This is a genomic window from Paenibacillus sp. J31R109, assembly GCF_059692055.1.
This window is the reverse complement of the sequence record NZ_JCAUAR010000002.1, coordinates 141404-163003: the sequence shown is the minus strand read 5'-3', so window position 1 is coordinate 163003 and position 21600 is coordinate 141404. Positions and strand designations below refer to the sequence as shown.

21 protein-coding genes are annotated in these 21600 nt (G+C 42.9%); 15 read left to right on the top strand and 6 right to left on the bottom strand.

The genetic code is table 11. The annotated features are described in order from the left end of the window. Window positions 1-26 precede the first annotated feature (26 nt). The 4 genes from AC58QT_RS06365 (at window position 27) to AC58QT_RS06350 (ending at window position 4626) form a co-directional block, all read left to right on the top strand. Window positions 27-1991, top strand: coding sequence for a cbb3-type cytochrome c oxidase subunit I (locus AC58QT_RS06365; protein ID WP_497408223.1), 1965 nt, complete (start codon window positions 27-29; stop codon window positions 1989-1991). After that, window positions 1991-2605, top strand: a complete 615-nt coding sequence (gene cyoC / locus AC58QT_RS06360) for a cytochrome o ubiquinol oxidase subunit III (RefSeq protein WP_497408222.1) — start codon at window positions 1991-1993, stop codon at window positions 2603-2605. The genes AC58QT_RS06365 and cyoC overlap by 1 nt, the downstream gene beginning before the upstream one ends. Next, window positions 2606-2935 carry a cytochrome o ubiquinol oxidase subunit IV gene (gene cyoD / locus AC58QT_RS06355; RefSeq protein WP_497408221.1) on the top strand — a complete coding sequence of 110 codons (330 nt, stop codon included), beginning with the start codon at window positions 2606-2608 and terminating at the stop codon, window positions 2933-2935. A 209-nt stretch (window positions 2936-3144) separates the two neighbouring features. Beyond that, the gene (locus tag AC58QT_RS06350; protein ID WP_497408220.1) at window positions 3145-4626 is read left to right on the top strand and encodes a L,D-transpeptidase family protein; all 1482 of its coding nucleotides are present in this window, start codon (window positions 3145-3147) and stop codon (window positions 4624-4626) included. Window positions 4627-4700: 74 nt separating this feature from the next. Here AC58QT_RS06350 and AC58QT_RS06345 read toward each other — a convergent pair whose 3' ends face one another. Next, window positions 4701-5816 (bottom strand): aminopeptidase, encoded by a 1116-nt coding sequence (locus AC58QT_RS06345; RefSeq protein WP_497281646.1) that lies wholly within the window; start codon window positions 5814-5816, stop codon window positions 4701-4703. Window positions 5817-5986: 170 nt separating this feature from the next. Between AC58QT_RS06345 and AC58QT_RS06340 the strand changes: the two genes are divergently transcribed. Beyond that, entirely contained in the window at window positions 5987-6529 is a 543-nt protein-coding gene (locus AC58QT_RS06340) for a hypothetical protein (RefSeq protein WP_497408219.1), read from the top strand. Beyond that, window positions 6519-7676: an MFS transporter gene (locus AC58QT_RS06335; RefSeq protein WP_497408218.1), complete on the top strand. Its 1158-nt coding sequence runs from the start codon at window positions 6519-6521 to the stop codon at window positions 7674-7676. Before AC58QT_RS06340 ends, AC58QT_RS06335 begins: the two co-directional genes overlap by 11 nt. Before the next feature lie 50 nt (window positions 7677-7726). Here the strand turns inward: AC58QT_RS06335 and udk are convergent, their stop codons facing one another. Then, complete coding sequence (gene udk / locus AC58QT_RS06330) at window positions 7727-8362, bottom strand: uridine kinase (RefSeq protein ID WP_497281640.1); 636 nt, start codon at window positions 8360-8362, stop codon at window positions 7727-7729. A 111-nt stretch (window positions 8363-8473) separates the two neighbouring features. Beyond that, window positions 8474-8791, bottom strand: a complete 318-nt coding sequence (locus AC58QT_RS06325; protein WP_310224049.1) for a hypothetical protein — start codon at window positions 8789-8791, stop codon at window positions 8474-8476. A gap of 323 nt (window positions 8792-9114) precedes the next feature. Between AC58QT_RS06325 and AC58QT_RS06320 the strand changes: the two genes are divergently transcribed. The 4 genes from AC58QT_RS06320 (at window position 9115) to AC58QT_RS06305 (ending at window position 13737) form a co-directional block, all read left to right on the top strand. After that, window positions 9115-9495 (top strand): hypothetical protein, encoded by a 381-nt coding sequence (locus tag AC58QT_RS06320; RefSeq protein WP_310224051.1) that lies wholly within the window; start codon window positions 9115-9117, stop codon window positions 9493-9495. Window positions 9496-9505: 10 nt separating this feature from the next. Then, on the top strand, window positions 9506-11041 hold the full coding sequence (locus AC58QT_RS06315) for a sensor histidine kinase (RefSeq protein ID WP_497408217.1): 1536 nt from the start codon (window positions 9506-9508) through the stop codon (window positions 11039-11041). Next, window positions 11038-12603 (top strand): DUF3369 domain-containing protein, encoded by a 1566-nt coding sequence (locus tag AC58QT_RS06310; protein ID WP_497408216.1) that lies wholly within the window; start codon window positions 11038-11040, stop codon window positions 12601-12603. Before AC58QT_RS06315 ends, AC58QT_RS06310 begins: the two co-directional genes overlap by 4 nt. A 282-nt stretch (window positions 12604-12885) precedes the next feature. Next, on the top strand, window positions 12886-13737 hold the full coding sequence (locus tag AC58QT_RS06305; protein ID WP_497408215.1) for a patatin-like phospholipase family protein: 852 nt from the start codon (window positions 12886-12888) through the stop codon (window positions 13735-13737). A 68-nt stretch (window positions 13738-13805) separates the two neighbouring features. Here AC58QT_RS06305 and AC58QT_RS06300 read toward each other — a convergent pair whose 3' ends face one another. From AC58QT_RS06300 to AC58QT_RS06290, 3 genes are read right to left on the bottom strand one after another with little or no spacing between them, the layout of a single operon-like run. Next, complete coding sequence (locus AC58QT_RS06300) at window positions 13806-14894, bottom strand: GerAB/ArcD/ProY family transporter (protein WP_497408214.1); 1089 nt, start codon at window positions 14892-14894, stop codon at window positions 13806-13808. Continuing rightward, on the bottom strand, window positions 14894-15952 hold the full coding sequence (locus tag AC58QT_RS06295) for a Ger(x)C family spore germination protein (RefSeq protein ID WP_497408213.1): 1059 nt from the start codon (window positions 15950-15952) through the stop codon (window positions 14894-14896). Before AC58QT_RS06295 ends, AC58QT_RS06300 begins: the two co-directional genes overlap by 1 nt. Before the next feature lie 24 nt (window positions 15953-15976). Further along, window positions 15977-17413, bottom strand: coding sequence for a spore germination protein (locus AC58QT_RS06290; protein WP_497408212.1), 1437 nt, complete (start codon window positions 17411-17413; stop codon window positions 15977-15979). A 514-nt stretch (window positions 17414-17927) separates the two neighbouring features. Between AC58QT_RS06290 and AC58QT_RS06285 the strand changes: the two genes are divergently transcribed. The 5 genes from AC58QT_RS06285 to AC58QT_RS06265 are packed head-to-tail and all read left to right on the top strand — an operon-like array spanning window position 17928 to window position 21599. Continuing rightward, complete coding sequence (locus AC58QT_RS06285; RefSeq protein WP_497408211.1) at window positions 17928-18944, top strand: ABC transporter substrate-binding protein; 1017 nt, start codon at window positions 17928-17930, stop codon at window positions 18942-18944. Window positions 18945-18972: 28 nt separating this feature from the next. After that, the gene (locus AC58QT_RS06280; RefSeq protein WP_310224065.1) at window positions 18973-19263 is read left to right on the top strand and encodes a thiamine-binding protein; all 291 of its coding nucleotides are present in this window, start codon (window positions 18973-18975) and stop codon (window positions 19261-19263) included. After that, entirely contained in the window at window positions 19263-20030 is a 768-nt protein-coding gene (locus AC58QT_RS06275) for an ABC transporter permease (RefSeq protein ID WP_497408210.1), read from the top strand. Before AC58QT_RS06280 ends, AC58QT_RS06275 begins: the two co-directional genes overlap by 1 nt. A gap of 17 nt (window positions 20031-20047) precedes the next feature. Further along, complete coding sequence (locus AC58QT_RS06270; protein ID WP_310224069.1) at window positions 20048-20824, top strand: ABC transporter ATP-binding protein; 777 nt, start codon at window positions 20048-20050, stop codon at window positions 20822-20824. Continuing rightward, on the top strand, window positions 20811-21599 hold the full coding sequence (locus AC58QT_RS06265) for a TatD family hydrolase (RefSeq protein ID WP_497408209.1): 789 nt from the start codon (window positions 20811-20813) through the stop codon (window positions 21597-21599). The genes AC58QT_RS06270 and AC58QT_RS06265 overlap by 14 nt, the downstream gene beginning before the upstream one ends. Window position 21600 lies beyond the last annotated feature (1 nt).

Here is a 21600-nt window from a genome sequence, read left to right as displayed (position 1 = left end):
AAGTTCCATGAAAGGGAGATCTGCTCATGCTGGATAAAATAAAAGATTTTGCATCCGAGTTTTTCGTAACGGGCGATCCAATGATTCTAGGAGCTCAGGTTAGTATCGGGCTCTCCTTAGTAGCCATAGTATTCGTACTCACCTTTTTCCGAAAATGGGGTTGGCTGTGGCGTGAATGGTTAACAAGCGTTGACCACAAGCGAATCGGGATCATGTATATTATCTGTTCGTTGTTAATGTTATTCCGCGGCGGTGTAGATGCGCTTCTAATGAGGTTGCAGCTAGCGATTCCGGATAGCCAGTTCCTACAACCAGATCACTATAATCAAGTGTTCACAACGCATGGTGTCATCATGATTTTGTTCATGGCGATGCCGCTCATGTTTGGTTTATTCAACATTGTTGTTCCTTTGCAAATCGGAGCGCGCGATGTCGCCTACCCATTCTTGAACTCACTAAGTTTCTGGATGTTCTTCTGGGGTGCCATGCTATTCAACGTTTCATTCGTAATAGGTGGTTCACCAGACGCAGGATGGCTCAGTTATCCGCCACTTTCCGAGTTGTCACATAGCCCAGGTGTGGGCCAGAACTTCTATATTTGGGGCATTCAAATTTCAGGTATCGGGAGTTTGGCAACAGGGATTAACTTCATTGTAACTATTTTGAAAATGCGTACACCAGGCATGAAGTTAATGAAAATGCCAATGTTTACGTGGTCTGTATTTTCAAGCTGTATCATGATTATCTTTGCTTTTCCAATCTTAACAGTGACTCTTGCCTTACTATTCTTAGACCGCTTCTTCGGTGCTCATTTTTTCACCTTGGACGGCGGCGGAAATCCGATGATGTATATCAACTTAATCTGGATGTGGGGACACCCTGAGGTATATATCGTGGTGATTCCAGCCTTCGGGATTTTCTCCGAAATTGTATCAACGTTCTCAAAGAAGAAGCTGTTCGGTTATAAATCGATGGTATTCGCGATGTTAATCATCAGCTTGCTGTCCTTCTTTACCTGGGCGCATCATTTCTTCACGATGGGATCCGGCGCGGACGTGAATGCTTTCTTCGCGATAAGTACGATGCTCATTGCCATACCAACCGGGGCAAAAGTATTTAATTGGCTCTTCACCATGTTCCGAGGGAAAATTCGCTTTACAACACCAATGATGTGGACGATTGCTTTTATCCCATGTTTTGTTGTTGGGGGAATGACAGGGGTCTTGCTATCAGTTGCTCCTGCTGATTTTCAATTCCACAATAGCTATTTCTTGATCGCGCATTTCCATCAAGTATTAATTGGTGGGGTAGCGTTTGGATATTTCGCGGGACTTTATTACTGGTGGCCGAAAATGTTCGGCTTCAAGCTGAACGAGCATTTAGGCAAATGGGCGTTCTGGGTGTGGAACATCGGTTTCTATGTATGTTTCATGCCGCAATACTTCCTAGGTCTAGACGGAATGACGCGTCGTACCTACACGTATAGCTGGGATATGGGCTGGGGCCCGCTTAACGTAGTTTCAACTGTCGGCGGTTTCTTAATGGGTCTTGGTTTCATTTTCCAAGTATGGCAAATCGCTCACTCCATTAAGTTCAGAGAACAAGATGTTACCGGCGACCCTTGGGATGCACGTACACTGGAATGGTCCATTCCTTCACCAGCACCACTTTACAACTTTGCAGTATTGCCTAAAGCAGAAGTCGCTGACGCATGGTGGGAAGCGAAGCAAGGTAAGAAACAACCGAAACCAACTACGTATGAACCGATTCATATGCCTAAAAACTCAGCAATTCCGTTTATTATATCGTTGTTATGGTTTTTTGCAGGCTTCGGATTCGTCTGGGATTGGATGTGGCTAACCATTCCATCGCTAATTGGTGTTGCCATCTGTATGATTGCTCGTTCCTTCAGCTATGATACGGATTACTATATTCCAGCGGATGAAGTGAAGAAGACAGAAGACGCCGCTTGGAAAGGAGTGAAGGTGTAATGGCACACACAGCTGCACATGGTGCACACGACCATGAACACGATCATGAGCAAGCGCATGAAGAGCTCAAAACGTTCGGCTTTTGGATATTTCTAATCACAGACGTTATTTTATTCGGCTCGCTATTTGCGACATATATCGTCCTTCACCAAAATACGAATGGCGGACCAACACCAGAAGAGTTATTCAAGATGCCAGGAATCATCGCGGAAACCTTCATCTTGCTGACAAGTAGTTTCACAAGCGGTTTGGCTGTACTGGGTATGCACAAAGGAAATCTGAAGCAATTAATCGGTTGGTTGATCGTGACCGTGATATTAGGAGCCTCATTCGTAGGATTAGAGGTTTCCGAATTTATTACCATGGTTAACCATGAAGGTGCAACAATCAGTACGAGTGCGTTCCTATCGGCTTTCTTCACCTTAGTAGGGACACACGGTTTGCACGTTTCTGTTGGTTTGCTTTGGATGATTGGTTTAATTTTTCAATTAAAACGCCGCGGGATTACAACCGTTACGAAACGTAAAGTAGCGATCATTTCCTTGTATTGGCATTTCCTTGATGTCGTTTGGATCTTCGTATTTACGGTCGTTTATCTCATGGGGGTGATGTAAGTGAGCCAACCACATACACAATCTCATAACAATCACGAGTCGCATGGAACATTGAAATCGTATATTATCGGTTTTGCGCTATCGATCATTCTGACCATCATTCCTCTTGTTGTTGTCATGAACCATATGCTTGGGAAAACAGGTACATTAGTTTTGATTTTAGTCATGGCTGTTTTGCAATTTGCTGTGCAATTGTTCTTCTTCATGCATCTCAAAGAAGGCGAGAATGCACGGTGGAACATCATGGCGCTGCTATTTGGTCTAGTTATTCTAGTAACCATCGTTGCCGGTTCCATCTGGATCATGACCTATAATACAGTCGCGCATTAAATTGTTAATAGCATGAAGGATTAGACGTTCTCAACCACCTGTTTAGAGGTGGCTGCGGGCGTCTTTTCTGTTCTCAACACACGGAGAGCCCACGATGAGTTAAAGGGGTTGTCTTTTTAATCTATTATATGATACATTATGTATCAGAGATACTAAATGTATCAAGCATCATGAAAGACAAGCTATATTTATGAACGGAGAGGAGCCAAATGATCCGACGAAACCAACGATTTCGTAATCAACTCGACGATCACCTCGTTCATTTGCACAAGAATTTGTTCATTAGTCATGCTGATCCACAGTATCATGAGAAGGTCATTCGTTATTTGGATGCGAATTCACCAGAATCGCATTTCAATCTCGGGCAGAAGTTTCGTGAGAGAGGGAATTTGAAGAGAGCTAGGTTTCACTATACGGAAGTGCTCAAAACCTATCCTTCGCCATTTTATTCGGCTGCAAATCGTGCGATTCATCTCTTAGATGAGCAGCAGGCTGCTCACCTTGCGAATCTAGAGATGACATTGCCCGTGAAGCCCAAGCCCTTATTGCCCCCTTTTATGAAAATGCTGTTGCTTGTCCTTCTGATTCTCAATGTAATCTTGGTAACGTTCTTTGCGGGTAATCAAACAATTTCTAGGACGATTAGCAAAATGAAGGTATGGGGAGTAGGCACGCAGGTGACCTACGAAACGGTGGACAAGCCGTTTATCCTATATCTCTCGCCAGACGCTTCACATGCTGAAATCGAGAATAAGCTTCATGATCAAGCCTTGGTTTTAGCAAAAGAAATACCGAAAGCTGCGATTCTGATCTATGGCATAGTCACAGCAGATAACAGGGACCAAGGGAAAACCATGCTGCTGACCAATGAGGAGGATATGAAGCGTGCGAGTGTCCTTGCTACTTATCAGCCTGAGGCAGATGGCTTGGTTCACATCCGGTTTTTGAACCCTGAATTTGAAGAGCACCAACCGCTTAGCGCGTTTGGTGCTAATTTAGTTCGAACAGCTTTGGAATCGTATCGTAACGATATCGGACACACTCCCGCTCACATAGATGAACTCTTACAGGCTTATCCCCACAATTATTTGAGCTTTATCCCCATCGAAGCGGCTTCTGGATCGAATGAAATCAAAGCCAACTACGATGGTGAAGGGGGATGGGTGTATGACCCTAAGTCACCAGATATTGCGCATATGTTTTATGCGAATGCAATTAACGGGGCAAGCGTTCCCTATGATCCTGTCCATCTCGAGATAGATAAAGCCGCGTATCATCTGAAGCTCGTAAGCGGACCTTATCTACTCTGGGATAAAGAAATTGGACTTGGTGCCAACGGAAGCACGCCAGATGGCGAATTTCGGGTCGTAGACCGCGTGAAACAGCCTCAAGGGAAGACAAGTCAAAGTTATGGTGAAGCAGGCTTAGGACTAGGCGCAATCGCTTTACATGGCACGTACGATGAGAGTTCGATCGGCGGAAATAAATCGTTAGGTTGTATTCGTTTAACGAATGAGGACATTCAGCAGGTATTTCCATTCGTCCCCAAAGGGGCCGAGGTGCGCATACAATCCAACGGGAGTACGCCAAACCTAATTGGTTTAGTGAAACAAACCTCGCTTCTTATTCCGTTACAAGCGCATGCTCATAATGAATCTGCGGCGAACGTTATTTTCCACTGGCTAGGATAAAAAGCAGTTGAAGCTTACCGAGAGAATGCGCTCGGAAGACTCAACTGCTTTTTTAATATGCTGTAGGTGATTAACTACATTAAATTTTCTGGGTTTAGTTTTTCCAACTCTGGAATAACGAATCGACCGTCTTTACGAATAAGCACATCGTCGAAATAAATTTCGCCGCCGCCGTATTCAGGACGTTGAATTAATACCATGTCCCAGTGAACGGAAGAACGGTTCGTATTGTCTGCCGTTTCATAAGCTTGACCTGGCGTAAAGTGGATACTTCCGTCAATTTTCTCATCAAATAAGATATCTTTCATCGGATGTTGGATGTAGGGGTTCACGCCAATCGCGAATTCGCCAATGTAACGGGCGCCGTCATCTGTATCCAAAATCTCATTCAACTTCTTCGTATCATTACTTGTTGCGTTAATGATGCGGCCATTCTCGAAAGTCAGCACAATATTCTCAAAAGAAGTTCCGGAGTAGATCGTGGGTGTGTTGTAACTAATAACACCGTTCACGGAATCTTTCACAGGGGCGGTGTAAACTTCGCCATCTGGAATATTACGACGCCCGGAGCAAGGTACAGCACCGATATCTTTTATCGAGAAGCTGAGGTCCGTGTTCTTAGCGACCAAACGCACACGATCGGTTCGGTTCATCAGATCAACTAGTGATTCCATGGCCTTCGCCATTTTGCTGTAATCGAGGTTGCAGACGTTAAAGTAGAAATCTTCAAATGCTTCTGTGCTTTTACCCGCTAGCTGAGCCATGGACGGATTCGGGTAGCGCATAACGACCCATTTGGTGTTATTTATCCGCTCATCGAAGATTGGACGTTGGAAGTACTTCAGGAACAGCTTCATTTGTTCATCAGGCACATCCGATGATTCTGTAATGTTATCGCCGCTGCGAACAGCCACATAAGCATCCATTTGTTTCATGCGAGCAAGCTCAATGTCTGACCATGCGCTGAATTGGGCTTGTGTTCCTTTCATTTGCAGGCTCCGTGTAATCGCTGGATCACGTAATTCGATGAATGGATTACCTCCAGCAGCATAAACTTCCTCGATCAAACATTTCGCAAGCTCAGGATCTTTTACACCAATCATTTCAATCAATATGTTCTCACCGGGCTGCAGGCTCACGGAATACCGAATAATGTTTCGGGCAAAAATTTGAAGTCTCGGATCTCTCATACGGTAGGTCTCCCTTAATTAAAAATATGTACTTATAAAGTATAACGCAACGCGTTGGCGTAATCCAATCGAGGGCATGGCTTCACGGAGTTGGAAGGGGTATACTACGTATAGGAGTTTGGAATTTGTAAAAAGTCATCAAGATGTAAGGACAACTAGAGGAGGTAGCTATGGCACGAGATCAAATCAAAGTACCCTTTGGGTACGAACCCCCAGCCGAATCCGAGAAAGGTACCGTCCTCGTATTTGAAACGTTCGAAGACTGGACAGCACACGAGATCAGCGCGTGTATCGCCTGGGCGGAAGAAAGAAAGTTCGTACGTGCAATCTTTTATCCACAACATGAGGAAACCCTGCGTAGGATGGAGATTCGGACAGAAATGCCATATTATGCTCGTGTGAAACAGTTGGAGCAATTGTTAGAAGATGTAGATTCCACCCTGCAGATTGAATTGGACAAATGGGAAGGCAAACGCAAGAAGTACACGCCGCTGGACACGTCGTTAAGTTTTTTAACTGAGAAATCGCCGGGTCCTCACTTTATTTGTATGAGTGATCGCTATGCGAATCTTTTCGTTACCTACCCATCCTTCAAAGAGTGGATTAAAAAAGCAAGACTCGTCATATTTACGCAGTTCCGTGTGCCCCTTCATGGCAAGCTACATGACTATGCCGAGAGATGGGAAACGGTGGATTTCGGGAATGGTTCTTAAATTCTGGAAGTCTAATTATCAATTAACGACATTAATAATGGTGATTATCGTGGCAGGAATGAGCCAAGGGATGCTTCTGCCACTTCTCACGATTTTACTTGATCGCGCTGGTGTTTCAACGGATACGAATGGTTTAAATGCTGCGGCTTTATATATAGGAATCTTCGCGACGATGTTCGTCATCGAGAAGCCGGTACGAAGATATGGTTATAAACCGGTTATTATGATCGGTATGAGCTTAATCATCATCGCGAATTGTTTGTTCCCCGTATGGCAGCATGTTGGTTTTTGGTTCGTCCTGCGGCTGCTTGTAGGAATTGGCGATAGCGCCTTACATTTTGCAACACAGCTCTGGATTGTTGCGTCTAGTCCGAAAGAGAAGAGAGGACGCAATATCTCCTTGTATGGCATGGCATATGGGGTAGGCTTTAGTATAGGGCCTTTAGGTATCACGTTATTAAAAGCGGGTATTTGGATGCCTTTCCTTGTGACAACCTGCTTCTTTCTTTTGATCTTAATCTTGCTAACGAAGCTAAAGAATGAAAAGCCTGAACGTTCAGAACGTGCAGAAGCCGCCCATAAACGAGCAACGACCGTCATTTCATTAGCATGGTTTCCACTTATAACCTCTTTGCTCTTTGGCTATATGGAAGCCGCAATGAATAGCAACTTTCCTCTCTACGGTCTGCGAATCGGGATATCGGAGTCTACGATTGGGCTCTTACTTCCTGTCACGGGAATTGGTGGACTCATTATGCAGCTGCCTCTTGGGATATGGAGCGATCGTGTAGGGAGAAAGCCCATTCTAATGGGCACAGCTATCGTAGGGGCTTTGGCGTTCGCTTGCGTACCCTTCGTAGGGACAAACTTATGGGGACTTGGGATTTGTTTAGGTGTAGCAGGCGGCATGGTGGGGTCATTTTTCTCGCTTGGTCTTGCTTACGCGGCCGATATTTTACCAAGGCATTTACTGCCAACAGCCAATATCATTGCCTCGATTCAATATAGCGTAGGAAGCATCATCGGTCCCTTAGTTGGCGGAATGGCGTTGCACTATTTGAACGTATCCAGTATTTTTTACTTTCTTGCCCTGGTCTACTTGCTATTCGGTATCTCCGGTTTCATTTTTAGAGCGCGGACAGAATGAGAAAAAGCCACTTTCCCTATGAAGGAAGGTGGCTCTTTGTCATTTGAATACTAGCCAATTTCGTAATTGGCGGCTTGATCGGTCATATAGCGTTCTGTCAAAATGGTTAGTAAAGAGATGCCAATTTGATTTTCTCCGCCTTCCGGTATGATGATGTCTGCATATTTCTTCGAAGGCTCTATAAACGCATCATGCATGGGTTTAACTGTCGTCAAATATTGGTCGAAAACGGATTGTAAAGAACGGCCGCGTTCGTTAATATCACGAGACAATCGACGAAGGATGCGGACGTCGGGATCTGTATCCACGAAGACCTTAATATTCAATGCGCTGCGCAGCTCTTCATCGGTTAGAACGTGAATGCCTTCGATCAACACAATCGGCTTAACTTCAATATGAATCGTTTCTTCCGAGCGAGCATGCTGTGAAAAATCGTAGACAGGAATGTCGACAGCCTGCCCATTTCTTAACTGCGTCAGATGCTGAAGAAGCAAATTATTTTCAAATGCACGAGGATGATCATAATTAATGCGTTCCCGCTCTTCAAAAGTAATGCCGCTATGATGAAGATAATAATTATCTTGTGATATTAATGTCACATTCGCGGATCCGAGTTTTGTCATAATCGATTTCGCTACTGTTGTTTTACCTGAACCGGTACCTCCGGCAATTCCAATCACGAGCATGTAAGTAGTGCCTCCCCAAATAACTTGAAAACCTTCCTACGTAGTTTAACATAATGTGCACCTAAAAAGAAAAAGCGATCGAATATCGATCACTTTGGAGGGGCGAAGCGGTTATCGAACCTGCTTAGGTGTATGGAACTTCTCTTGATTGGCCCCGATATCTTGGGCAGCTTGGTTCAATTGTTCAAAGGTTTGCTTAATTTGCTGTCCGAACTGATCATTGGCAAACTCAGCTAATTGTTGTTGGGCTTGTCTAACCTGCTGATCTGCTTGTACAAGGGCGGCTTGTGCGGATTGGATCGCATTCGGATTGGCTTCCGTTATAGCGACTTGCAGCTTATGCTGGGCATCTTGTGCTTGCAGGATAGCGTGATCAGCAGCATCAATGGCATGCTGAACCGGTTGTTGATGTTGATTGGTTCCTGTCATGGGGGAGGACCTCCTTAAGGTTCAAAAAAGATAAGGGAGAAGCTATGAAAAGCGACTTTACTACATTGCACCAAAACTGGGGAAATCATTCGGATTCGGGAAATGAAATTATTTCCTGGGTAAGCGCAAAATGTGAGCGTTATCAAGAAGATTCGACATTAGTTGTCAGACAATTTTGAATACATTCACTATTTAGATAATACGGATCTGTCTTACACATGTTTCCAAAATAAAAGTGGACAAATTTACTGATTATTCTTAAGCTAGAGAAGATAGCTTTTTGGCATGTTTAGACAAAAAAACATCTTCACGGGGGATGACAAATGAATAGATTCAAGAGTTTTTATTTGTTAACAGCGTTAACAATCGTTATTTCCGGCTGTAGTACAGCTAAAACGACTACGTCTACCACAAATACCTTTACACCTACGTTAGAGGTTGCTTACGTGGTTAAAGACGATACCGTGACCTTGGATCTTACAACGGATCTGAAGCTATCGAAGGAACATTATGATCAACAACGTGTGCAAGGTGAAGGTCATGTTCATATATCGTTAGATAAAGGTGAGAAGATTGTCGTTACAACGAATCAAAAGGTATTGGATCATTTACCCAAAGGGCCGCATGAAGTGAAGGTCTCCTTACATAATAACGACCATACGCCCTACGACGTAAGTAAAACAATTACGTTTGATGTGAAGTAGGTGTGAGTGGATGTTTTCTCGCTCCAAGAGGCTTAGCTTACAGAAACGTATTGTTTTTCTCGTTACAGCAGTGACTGCTGGTATGATTTCGACGATGATGGTGTTTGACACGATCAGTTTAAATCAATCGATTCGAGAAGCCTATGTCAGTCAAATTAGCGGCATGACGATTGCGATTAATGGAAGGTATGAGGAGTCACGATCTATTACGGATGTCCAACAAATCTTCGACTACATTCAGTATAAGAATAATCGGGTTATAGATATGAAGCTTTATGACAAGCAAGGGAAAATTCTAGCCGCTTCGGAACGGAAGGAAATAGGAACGATTCTGAATGAGACGAAGATCGTGATTCCCAAACAAGACCAAACGATTGTAGACCGCATTCCTATTGCAGAGAATGAAAAACCAATCGTACGCTTAACGGCCCCCTTACAAGAGGATGGTGCTGTCGTTGGTGCAGTTGAGGTTATTTTCGATTCATCGGAAGAAGAGCTGCTGCTCAAACAAAGAACTAAGCTTATCCTGATCGTTGGACTTAGTATTGCTATTATTCTCTCCGTGTTATTATGGCTCATTCTACGTGTCATTGTGATACGTCCACTTAGCCTGTTACGTGAGGCTGCTTTGATTGTTAAACAGGGTGGAGAACTGCCTAAATTGCAATTCAAGGCATCCCCGGAAATTGCCGAGGTATCAGAAGCTTTTAATGATATGGTGAGTAATTTGGATGAACGTTATCAGGAGCTGCAGCAGGCGCTGAATACATTGCATGTTACGCAGGATCAACTCGTTCATTCTGAGAAAATGGGGGCACTAGGCAGCTTAGTTGCCGGTGTATCGCATGAAATCAATACACCCATCGGCATTGGTGTAACCGCAATCAGTTACTTAGATCAGAAGACGAAACAGTTTCAAGTGTTATATGAATCTGGGAAGATGAAGAAATCCGATTTGGAGCAATATCTCGCCATAGCCCATGAGACGAATGTCATGGTACAGTCCAATTTGGAGCGAGCTTCTTCGTTAGTGAAAAGCTTTAAGCAAATATCTGTGGATCAGAGCGTGGAAATGAAGCGAACCTTCCTAATCAAAGAATATATGGAGGGAATAAGTGCTAGCTTGAAGCCTGCGCTTAAGAAAACACATATTTTCTTGAATGTCATCTGCGATGATCAACTTCAGTTGTATACATATCCAGGTGCACTGTCCCAAATTATTACGAATTTAGTTATGAATTCAATGAATCATGCTTATGATGCAGACGATGAAGGTAACATATGTATCCGTGTTTTTGAATATCCCGAGCATATTCTAGTTGCCTATTCTGATGATGGTAAAGGAATGACGGATGACGTGTTGGCGCATATTTTTGATCCGTTTTTCACGACAAGCCGCGGACAAGGCGGAACAGGGTTAGGTATGAATATCGTTTATAATCTTGTAAAAGAATCCTTAAATGGCACGATACATTGTTCAAGTGTACGGGGGCGAGGCAGCTTATTTACGATTACAATTCCTAAAGAGGAGGAAGCGGAGCTATGACCAAGGAACTGGAGTCTGTCGATCAGGATGAGCTTCTTTTTGCTGAAGAGGAAGACAGTGAAGCAGCGAATCTCAGGACTGTTGAACAAGACCCATGGATTGTACTTATTGTGGATGATGAAAAACAAATACATCAAGTAACCAAAATGGTCTTGCATGATTTTGAATTTGCCGGCAGGAAGCTGACGTTTCACAGCGCATACTCCGCATTGGAAGCCAAACAGCTGCTAAGAGAGCAGCCGCAGACAGCACTTGTATTACTTGATGTTGTCATGGAACACGAGGACGCTGGTTTGCAGATTGTGAAATTTATTCGTGAGGATTTAAATAATCAAGCGGTACGTATTATTTTACGAACAGGACAGCCAGGACAAGCGCCGGAACGAACGGTCATTATGGATTATGACATTAATGATTATAAAGAAAAGACAGAGCTGACGTCGCAGAAGTTGTTTACGACAGTAGTCACGGCACTTCGCTCATTCCGGGATATCAAAACGATTGAGAAAAGCAGGATCGGTTTAGAAGAAATCATTAAGTCATCAGCTACCCTGTTTGAGTTGCAATCCATGAAGAAATTTGCATCAGGCGTCCTGACGCAAATGACCTCCATCGTGAATTTACATAAGAACGCCATTCATTGCAGTTTCGCCGTGACGAAGGGTGTTGAGGATATCTATATTCTTGCTGCCAGCGGGGATTATGCCTCGAATCAAGATGCTAGAGCACGGGATGTGGTTCCTGTGGAAGTTCTTGAAGAGATTGAGTTGGCCTTTCAAACGCGTAAAAGCAGCTTTGCTGCGGATCGTTTCGTCATCTATTTCCAAAGCAAAATGGGGATGGAAAACGTCATTTATATGAATGGCTTCAATGCACTCAGTGAATGGGAGCAGTACCTCGTTGATATTTATTGTGCCAATGTATCCGTGGCCTTTGAGAATATTTATCTCAATAATGAGCTGGAGAGTACGCAGCAGGAAATCATTTATACAATGGGGGAAATTACGGAAACGCGTTCGCAGGAAACCGGACATCATGTGAAACGAGTAGCGGAATACTCCCGCCTATTAGCATTGAAATACGGCTTGTCGGAGCAAGAGGCCGAAATCATTCGATTAGCTACACCCATGCATGACGTGGGTAAAGTGGGAATACCGGATGCCATTCTTAATAAACCGGGCTCCTTATCGACGGAAGAATTTGAAATCATGAAAACTCATTCTCGTTTAGGTTATGAAATGCTCAAGCATTCGAATAAGAAGGTGCTACATGCCGCGGCTATTATTGCCCATCAGCATCATGAACGATATGACGGGACTGGTTATCCACAGGGATTGAGTGGGGACAACATCCACCTATATGGCCGCATTGCAGCGCTGGCTGATGTTTTTGATGCCCTATGCAGTGATCGTGTATATAAGAAGGCTTGGGAATTAGATCGCGTATTGGAACTATTGAAGGTAGAAAGAGGAAAGCATTTTGATCCAGCTATTGTCGATCTATTCCTAAGCAATTTGGATGAATTTCTTGTTATCAAAGACATGTATAGAGAAAATCGTTAATGGCCTTAAGCTATTTTTTACTGCTACGTAACCCTTGTTCTTAGGAACAGGGGTTTTTGGGCATAATAGGAACCTACTTGAACATTGTAGATTGAAAAGTTGACGTACACGTTAAATTTCGGCAAAAATACGGATGAAGTGTGATTTCCCCTAATTTGTCTTAGAAAGTAGAAGGAAATCTTCGTCTTTGTCTCATTTACGAAGAAAGAAGGCCGTTTCTTTTGATTTACAATTCCTGTATGCTAGAAAGGGGCTTGAGACAGACAGAAAGAAGGTGTCACCATGGAAGGGATTGGACTCGTACTGGAAGGCGGAGGTATGCGAGGCGTATACACCGCAGGAGTCTTGGAATACTTTATGGAGCAAAATTTATATTTCCCCTATGTGGTGGGCGTTTCTGCAGGGGCATGCAATGCCGTTTCCTATATTTCTAAACAACCTGGGCGCAATAAGAAAGTGACGATTGGCTATGTCGCGGATCACCGTTATCTAAGCTATCGTAACTTATTGCGCAGCAAAAGCATATTTGGTATGGATTTTATTTTTAATGAGCTGCCTAACCGGCTAGAACCATTTGATTATGACACGTTCTATGCCTCTTCGCAGCAATTTGCTATTGGTACAACAGATGCGCATACAGGTGAACCGATTTATTTCACAAAACATGAGCTGCAGCAGCAAACGATGCCTATCGTTCAAGCTTCTAGCTCGTTGCCATTTGTAGCTACACCGATACAATTTGAAGGTAGAACCTTATTTGATGGCGGATTGGTTGATCCGATCCCGGTTCAGAAGTCAGTGGCTGACGGTAATCGAAAACACGTAATTATATTAACGAAGGAGCTTGGCTACCGGAAGCGGCCGTTCAAACAGCGCTGGTTAGCGAAGAGCTTCTATCCGAAATATAATGGTTTGGTCAATGTGCTTGTGAATCGCAGCGAGATTTACAATAACACCCTCGAAACGCTTGAACGCATGGAAGCAGATGGAAGTGCGATCATTATCCGACCTTCAACCAAAGTGGAAGTAGGACGGATGGAGAAAGACCCACGTAAATTAGAGAAATTACATGATCTTGGTTACGAAGATGCGAAGAGAGTGGGATCGCAATTAAAGGAATGGTTACTTCACTAGCTGCGAACAGGTAAGTTAAGCCATAAATAAAAGAAACCACTTTCTATCGCGGAAAGTGGTTTTGTGTTTTAATTGTGTACGGTTTTGTGCCGAAATAGATAAAGAATAAAGAGTAACGGGATGTAGGCATAAATAAAGTAAAAACCAATCTGGGCAACATGCATGCCTAACCAGTTGATCTTCACGCGATCACTAAAGGGTAGAGATGCTATAAAGAGTACGATCAGAATCAGTAGGAGTGAATAAGTGGGTTTAAGATGGGTGACTCTTTTCATAATGCGAGTGCAACTCCAAATCGACAAACAAAGTGTGGGGATGATAATTAAAAGCCAAACACTTACGAAAATGAATTCTACTCTTGCAATAAGCGAAAATTCAATCACTTTTATCATCACTAAAGTAGGCCAGTAGGTGTGTTTTAATAGTCCCTGACTATAGTACATGAGCGTTACAATCGATAATATCGTGTATTTGCAAGTAGTCGCGAATATAGCCAATTGTGCCCACTTCCGATTCTTTTCAGGTGATTTAATAAAAGGAAAGTAGATCAGTAGGGTTTCAAATCCCATAAACATGATGCCCGCGTATCTAAAAGTAGAAAGAAATTCGGATATGGAGTGATTAAAGATTGGCATGAGATTATCAAGATGTCCATATTTGAAATTGAAATACATGAACAGAGGTAATACCGTAGATATAACAACCCCGAAAAAACTATAGCCAACTAACACACGAAATCCACCAGAAACGACATAGAAGATGAGACTGATGAGTAAGAAGGCTAATATCCAAGTTTGAAGTGTAGGGAACATCCAAACTTGAATGATCTCGATGTAACTGCGAAATAAAGTTAGGGCCGTGATGAAATAGTAACCAACCATGATGAAAGAAAAGGTATTTCCTACGTATTTACCAAGTAAGATCCGATGTAGGTCAATCACATCCTTGGCTGGATTCCCAAGCATTTTAAATATCATCCAGATGATGACGTGTAGGCTTACTCCCATAAGTAGAACCGAAATCCAAGTATCGTTCTCAGTAAATTTAAAAATGATATTTTGAAAGCTTAAAGCACCAATCCCCACTAAGGAGCTATAGATAAGGAAAAAAACAAAGAATCCGGAAATCATGTGATTTTCCTTTACCAAGTTCTGCACTAATGCCCAACTCCCAATAGTAATATGTTAATTTCTGTCTGTACATCAAATTTCAATTTGGCGTACTGGTGATTATTGAAATCTGACTCAGACCAATTGCGTTGGCGAATTTCAGTAAGATGTCCAAAACCAATCGGATCTACCGCATTTTTTTGGAAATTTTCCAACATAAGTTTAATATCGTTTGTTAATTGATGTTCGTATTGATTCTTCAAACGCATCATATCCTCTTTATTTGTGGAGACATTGGAAGTAACTGGGTAATCCCGAAGCTCGATATTAAGTTTAAGTGAAATCATGACGGTATCATCTGTCACATGCATGTTTCGTTTTGAATTCAAAATTTTAAAAGAAATTCGTTTGTCGTCATCATCAGTGAAGTTGTATGTGCTGGTCATAGCATTGGTTTTATCGTCTTTTAGCAGTTTAATCAACAATCCTTCTTTAGCTGGAAGCATAAGCATTAACTTGTCATTTTGAAATACACCGATACCATCCATTTGTAGAATACCTTTGGGGTTACGAAACAATATTGGCAAAAAGACATCTTGTCCTTCTCCAAAGTATTGATCGAGAAACAAGTGGCCATTTGTGTTAGGGGTATTCCCACTCTCCATATTTTGTTTAATCAGATTGGATAAATAACCTGGTGGATATTTTAAAGTTTCGTTTAAGATATCACTTGCAAGTTCGTTAGTTAAAACAATTCTTGAGTTATTACTCATAAGAGGATCTCGAATGATGGTGGCAGCCAAATTTGAAATACCTCTTCGTGCCATTTTTTCACTAAGAATAATTGTTTGTAATTGACCGATTGCGATAGGATGATCCGATTGTGCTGTAAAAAGGGTAAGTACTTCATTAAACGTTTTCGCTTCTCCATTTATCAGAGATAATCCAACTCGTTTGTTATACGCATAATAAGTACCGCTAGCTTTAAATGTATCCCCTTGCAAGTCAAAGCCAATACTTTGCATGAGTTTAATTCGATCTACAATTTGTTCTTTCGCGCATCCGGATAACAGGAAGCAAAAAATGAGGAGAAGATATCTGTACATGGACTCAATTTCCCTTACTATAATTTATTCGTTATTATAATCGTCACTAACATCGTTCTTTTTGTTTACCTTATACCGTTGAAGCGAGAGTGGGCGTAAGTACCTTGGTCGATTATAGGTAAGGTTAAGGGAGGAGCGAATAAAACTATCTCTGAATTCACGAAAACGAAATGGGAACATAGGAGAAATGTAAGGCGTACCTAAAGACTTTAATCGCAACAAATGCCCTAATAGAATGACTAACCCAATGACAACACCTAGACCACCCCAAGCTGCAGCTAAGCACATAAATGGAAACCGCAAGAAGCGAATGGTGTTAGCCATTTTAAAGATAGGTGTGGCAAAAGAGGAAAGTGCAGAAAGAGAAACAATGATAATTAAAATATTGCTTGTCAGCGCGGCTTGAACAGCTGCTTCGCCGAGTACGATACCACCTACAATCCCCAGGGTTTGTCCTACTTTAGTAGGCAACCTAGCGCCAGCTTCACGTAACAACTCGACAGTTAATTCCAACAGCAATACTTCAAAGATAGGTGCAAAAGGGACGTTTGCTCTTGACTCAATAATCGGTGTTAGAAGTGATTGCGGGATAACGGAATAATGAAAGGTTAGCACCGCAACATAGATGGGAGAAGCAAGTATGGAAAAGGCAATGCCGAAATAGCGTATACACCGAAAAAATGAGCCTAACACCCAGGGTAAATAATAATCTTCTGGTGAAATGAAAAAATCAAACACGGTGGTTGGTCCTGAAATGACGTAAGGAGAACCATTGCTTAATAGCGCCACTTGGCCATTTAAAAGGTTAAATTTCGTTCTGTCTACACGCTCAGAAGACATGAATAAGGGGAAAGGTGAGTTGGCGTTATCTGCGATGACTTGGTCTAGGATGGAACTATCAAAGATAACGTCGAAATTTAGATCTAAGAGTCTTTGTCTAATCGTATTAACATGCTGCGGATTGCAAATACCATCCAGATATACAATCATGACTCTTGTCTGTGAAAGAGTTCCAATTATATGTTCTTCGAATCGTAGCTTGTCCGAAATAATTTCTTTGCGGAGCAAATTAAGATTCGTATCGATATCTTCTACAAAGCCAACTTTTGGGCCAATTACGCTATACTCATTGTCTGCTTCATTATTGCTTCTGTACCCCAGTTTCAGATCCGCAACGTCGACTAAAAGTCCTTCATTTAAATTAGATTCTAACTGTATATAGATGTAGCCTTTAATCAATCTTTGTGAAATTTCTTCTACGTTGGACGACATGCTGATCTTTTCAAGTGGAATCATTTGTTGTAAGACAAGAAGATTTGTGATCTCTGTTTTTGAAGTTTGTAGTCGATGTAGTAATTCATGTTGGAGCAGTTGCGGGTCTACAATGGCATTGTAATATGTAAAATGAATCCGTTTATCTTGAATGATATGGGCAGATTGTACCAAATCATGGGATTTCATTGTCTCAGTCAAGGTTGTATAAATGTTTTCTGAAATTTGAAGCCACTCCTTCCCCTATAATTCCTCACCCTTAGTATGCAACGGAAGATGGAAAGTATACCCAGACCATGAAAGAGCTGAAGTGACAGATGGGTAAGGATTACTTGCATATTTAGTTCAGTAGGGGTATATTAATGTAAATTGAATAGCAACCTTCCGGGAGCTTGAGTAGTCAGGCTGAGAGTGCGGGATATACCGCTGACCGTTCGATCTGATCTAGATAATGCTAGTGCAGAGAATGATTGTACACCACGATTAGTGTGTGCTAATGTCAACGTATACGCCGCGAGAGACTTTTTGTCTTTAGCGGCTTTTTTATATCTATGGACTACTAGGGTAGTGCCAGCGTAGAGATTTCAAAATAAATGCACATCCAACGTATCTAACGTTGGGATTAACATTTTCTACATGGCGCTCCCGGATGTCGGGGGCTTTTCCTTATGCAACAAGAGATACTGAGAGGGGAAAGAAGAATATGAAATGGAACAAAATAGCACCACTTGTACTCGTGAGTTTCACCGTCTTCATGGCAGGATGTGGCAATGACACTGGCAAATCAGCTCAACCGACAGATGGAGGCAAAAAGCTAACTGATGTGAAAGTTGTCCTTGACTGGACACCAAACACCAACCACACAGGCTTGTATGTTGCGAAGGATCAAGGTTTTTTTGAGCAAGAGGGCTTGAATGTTCAAATTATTGCGCCTGGTGAAGGCGGAGCGGATACGATGATCGCTTCTGGGGCGGCAGAGTTTGGTGTGAGTTATCAAGAAAGTATCACGCAAGGCCGTATTCAAGGTGTGCCGTTAGTCTCGATTGCTGCAGTTATTCAACATAATACATCTGGCTTTGCTTCACCTGTTGCAAAGAATATCAAAACGCCTAAAGATTTTGAAAACAAATCTTACGGCGGATGGGGAGCCCCAGCGGAAAGTGCGATGATTGATTCCTTAATGCAAGCGGAAAAAGCAGATCCATCAAAAGTGAAAATGCTCAATATTGGTGATGCGGATTATTTTACAGCGGTTAAACGTGATATCGATTTTGCTTGGATTTATTACGCTTGGACGGGTGTAGATGCAGAACTTCGTGGTGAGCCGCTCAACATGATTTATTTGAACAAATATTCGGATAAACTGGATTATTATACACCGGTTTTGGCGACAAATGAGAAGATGATCTCATCGAAGCCGGACATCGTGAAAGCTTTCGTGGCCGCAGCATCCAAAGGCTATCAATTCGCGATATCGAAACCGGAAGATGCGGCAAATATTTTGATAAAAGCTGTTCCTGATTTAGATGCGAAACTGGTTGTTGCCAGTCAAAAATGGTTAAGCCCTCGCTATCAGGACGATGCTGCACGTTGGGGTGAACAAAAGAAATCCGTTTGGGAGAATTACGCCACATGGATGCTTGACCACAAGCTTTTGGAGAAAAAGCTAGATGTGGATACAGCATTTACGAATTCATTTTTACCTGAGAGTAAGAAATAATCTGAAGTTCGAAAAGAGGAGAATTCCGATGGCTAATGCGCTTGTTAGTATTCAAATCATTCCTAAAACCGTGAATGGCGAAGACGTCATTCCTTACGTTGACCGAGCGATCGAAGTCATTGCTAAGTCAGGTGTCAAATATGTTGTATCACCATTGGAAACGACGATGGAAGGCGAATTAGATCAACTTATGCTGATTATTCAAGATATGAATACAGCTATGATTGATATGGGGAGTCCGAATGTGATATCACAAGTGAAAATTTACTTCAATCCGTCCGGAGCCTCGATGGACAAACTTACGGAGAAATACAGATAATGAACATCCATCGCTGGATCAAAGCAGGATGGCCGCCACTTGTGGTAGTCATCCTTCTGTTGTTTATTTGGCAGCTTGCCGTCACATGGGCAGGCACGGCAGATTGGTTGCTTCCGAGTCCGCTCAAAATATGGCGTGACGGTACCACGGATATGCCTCGTGTTTGGATGCATATGTGGGCTACCGTACGTTTGATGTGCATTGGCTTTAGTGTGGGAGCCCTTGGTGGTGTGCTCGTCGCCAGCGTCTTACATAGGCTGCCATTCGTTAAAGCGGGTTTTTATCCGCTGCTCATTTTAACTCAAAACATCCCAGTGATTGCATTGGGACCCTTATTAATTATTTTATTTGGATTTGGCCTTTTACCTAAACTTATCTTAATTTCACTTGTTTGTTTCTTTCCTGTAACCATGTCTACGTTAGATGGCTTTATGCAAACAGATCGCAGCATGTATAACTACATGCAAATGATTGGTGCTTCGAAACGCCAAATCTTCTATAAATTAGAGCTGCCTCATGCATTGCCATTTCTATTTACTGGTCTCAAAATATCTGCCACTTATAGTGTCATGGGGGCAGTGATTGCCGAATGGCTAGGCGGAAATGTAGGGCTAGGCTATTATATGATTTTGCAAAAATCAGCTTTTCGTGCAGATCGCGAATTTGTTGCCATCGGTATTATCGTGATTCTGAGTTTACTCTTTTTCTGGCTGATTGCAGGGCTTGAAAAGCTCGTTATTCGTTGGAATGTCAAACGATCTTCATAGGAAGGGGGACTACAACAATGAGCAAATTGAAGCTTACTGGGATTCACCATGCGTTCAGAAGTAAAAAAAGTAACGTTTCCGTACTCGCAGATATTGATCTGCATGTCGATCAAGGGGAGTTTGTTTCCATTATTGGACCCTCTGGCAGCGGTAAGAGTACTTTATTCCATATCATTGGCGGGCTCGTTCAGCCGACATCTGGAGACGTGTGGTTGGATGGTGAGAACGTGACAGGCCAAAAAGGGTTGATTTCCTACATGCCGCAGCAACCAGCGCTATTTCCTTGGCGCTCCATTGAGGAAAATGTGGCGCTTGGGAATGAAGTAGCAGGAGCATCACGCAGCACGGCGATCGCCAAAGCAAGAGAATGGCTGCCCAAAGTTGGCTTAGGCGGTTATGAACGAGAGCTCCCTCATGTGCTCTCAGGTGGCATGCAGCAGCGAGTTTCCTTTCTGCGGGCGTTGTTAAGTCCTCAAGAACTCATGTGCCTAGATGAGCCTTTTGGCTCGTTAGATGCCTTAACACGACTCGATATGCAGGCATGGTTGATCAACATTTGGGAGCAGAATAAACGCTCCATTTTATTTGTCACTCATAGTATCGAGGAAGCGCTCTTTCTGTCTGATCGGATATATGTGTTTTCGAACAAACCGGCTACAATCTTGGAAGAGGTGAAGGTTCCATTTGCACGACCAAGACGAGAAGACGTGCAGCAGGATCCTACATTCTTAGCCTTAAGACAACATATTCAAGGACTCTTGCGACGGGAGAAAACAAGCTATGCGGGCCATTGATGCACATATTCATTTAGATATGTATTCGGAAGCATCTTCTAGGGCTATCATTGCAGATCTGGATACTTCACAGGTTCAAGCTTTGATCGCGGTATCCAGACATCTGACATCCTGCCAAGCTACGAAGCAATTGCAGATACTTGCGCCAGACCGCATTTTTGCGGCATATGGTTTTCATCCCGAGCAGAAACTACCCTCGGAAACCGAGCTGGAAACATTACTCGAGTGGATGCGTGTCCACAGAAACGAAATGATTGCAGTTGGTGAAGTGGGGCTGCCGTATTACACGCGACAAGAAGTCGAAATGGCAGGACTCACGTTTGACTTAGCACCATATATCCTGCTGCTAGAACGTTTTTTGCGTCTTGCTGCTGAGTGGGACAAGCCAGTCGTGCTCCACGCGGTGTATGAAGATGCCGAGCTTGTATGTGACTTACTTGCAAAATATGAGCTCAAGAGGGCACATTTCCATTGGTTCAAAGGATCAAAAGAAACGATAGCACGTATGATTGAAGCTGGTTATTTCATTTCGATTACGCCAGATGTGCATTATGAGGAAGAGATTCGCTCGCTTGTTCGGGAATATCCGTTGGAGCTCATGATGGTTGAAACCGACGGGCCTTGGCCGTTTGAGGGGCCTTTTGCAGGTGAAGAAACGCATCCGCGTATGATTCACGCCGTCATTGAGCAAATTGCAGAGTTGAAAGGGAAATCGGTGCTGGAAACGGCGACCCTTTTACTCCATAACACGCATCGTTTCTATCGGTTGTCATGAG

Bases quoted from the DNA above. Each gene is read 5' to 3' on its own strand.
- AC58QT_RS06310 (WP_497408216.1), top strand. From the start codon at position 11,038: ATGACCAAGGAACTGGAGTCTGTCGATCAGGATGAGCTTCTTTTTGCT.
- AC58QT_RS06365 (WP_497408223.1), top strand. From the start codon at position 27: ATGCTGGATAAAATAAAAGATTTTGCATCCGAGTTTTTCGTAACGGGC.
- AC58QT_RS06335 (WP_497408218.1), top strand. From the start codon at position 6,519: ATGGTTCTTAAATTCTGGAAGTCTAATTATCAATTAACGACATTAATA.
- cyoC (WP_497408222.1), top strand. From the start codon at position 1,991: ATGGCACACACAGCTGCACATGGTGCACACGACCATGAACACGATCAT.
- AC58QT_RS06290 (WP_497408212.1), bottom strand. From the start codon at position 17,413: ATGAAATCCCATGATTTGGTACAATCTGCCCATATCATTCAAGATAAA.
- AC58QT_RS06295 (WP_497408213.1), bottom strand. From the start codon at position 15,952: ATGTACAGATATCTTCTCCTCATTTTTTGCTTCCTGTTATCCGGATGC.
- AC58QT_RS06345 (WP_497281646.1), bottom strand. From the start codon at position 5,816: ATGAGAGATCCGAGACTTCAAATTTTTGCCCGAAACATTATTCGGTAT.
- AC58QT_RS06285 (WP_497408211.1), top strand. From the start codon at position 17,928: ATGAAATGGAACAAAATAGCACCACTTGTACTCGTGAGTTTCACCGTC.
- AC58QT_RS06305 (WP_497408215.1), top strand. From the start codon at position 12,886: ATGGAAGGGATTGGACTCGTACTGGAAGGCGGAGGTATGCGAGGCGTA.
- AC58QT_RS06280 (WP_310224065.1), top strand. From the start codon at position 18,973: ATGGCTAATGCGCTTGTTAGTATTCAAATCATTCCTAAAACCGTGAAT.
- AC58QT_RS06350 (WP_497408220.1), top strand. From the start codon at position 3,145: ATGATCCGACGAAACCAACGATTTCGTAATCAACTCGACGATCACCTC.
- AC58QT_RS06325 (WP_310224049.1), bottom strand. From the start codon at position 8,791: ATGACAGGAACCAATCAACATCAACAACCGGTTCAGCATGCCATTGAT.
- AC58QT_RS06270 (WP_310224069.1), top strand. From the start codon at position 20,048: ATGAGCAAATTGAAGCTTACTGGGATTCACCATGCGTTCAGAAGTAAA.
- AC58QT_RS06320 (WP_310224051.1), top strand. From the start codon at position 9,115: ATGAATAGATTCAAGAGTTTTTATTTGTTAACAGCGTTAACAATCGTT.
- AC58QT_RS06275 (WP_497408210.1), top strand. From the start codon at position 19,263: ATGAACATCCATCGCTGGATCAAAGCAGGATGGCCGCCACTTGTGGTA.
- AC58QT_RS06315 (WP_497408217.1), top strand. From the start codon at position 9,506: ATGTTTTCTCGCTCCAAGAGGCTTAGCTTACAGAAACGTATTGTTTTT.
- udk (WP_497281640.1), bottom strand. From the start codon at position 8,362: ATGCTCGTGATTGGAATTGCCGGAGGTACCGGTTCAGGTAAAACAACA.
- AC58QT_RS06340 (WP_497408219.1), top strand. From the start codon at position 5,987: ATGGCACGAGATCAAATCAAAGTACCCTTTGGGTACGAACCCCCAGCC.
- AC58QT_RS06265 (WP_497408209.1), top strand. From the start codon at position 20,811: ATGCGGGCCATTGATGCACATATTCATTTAGATATGTATTCGGAAGCA.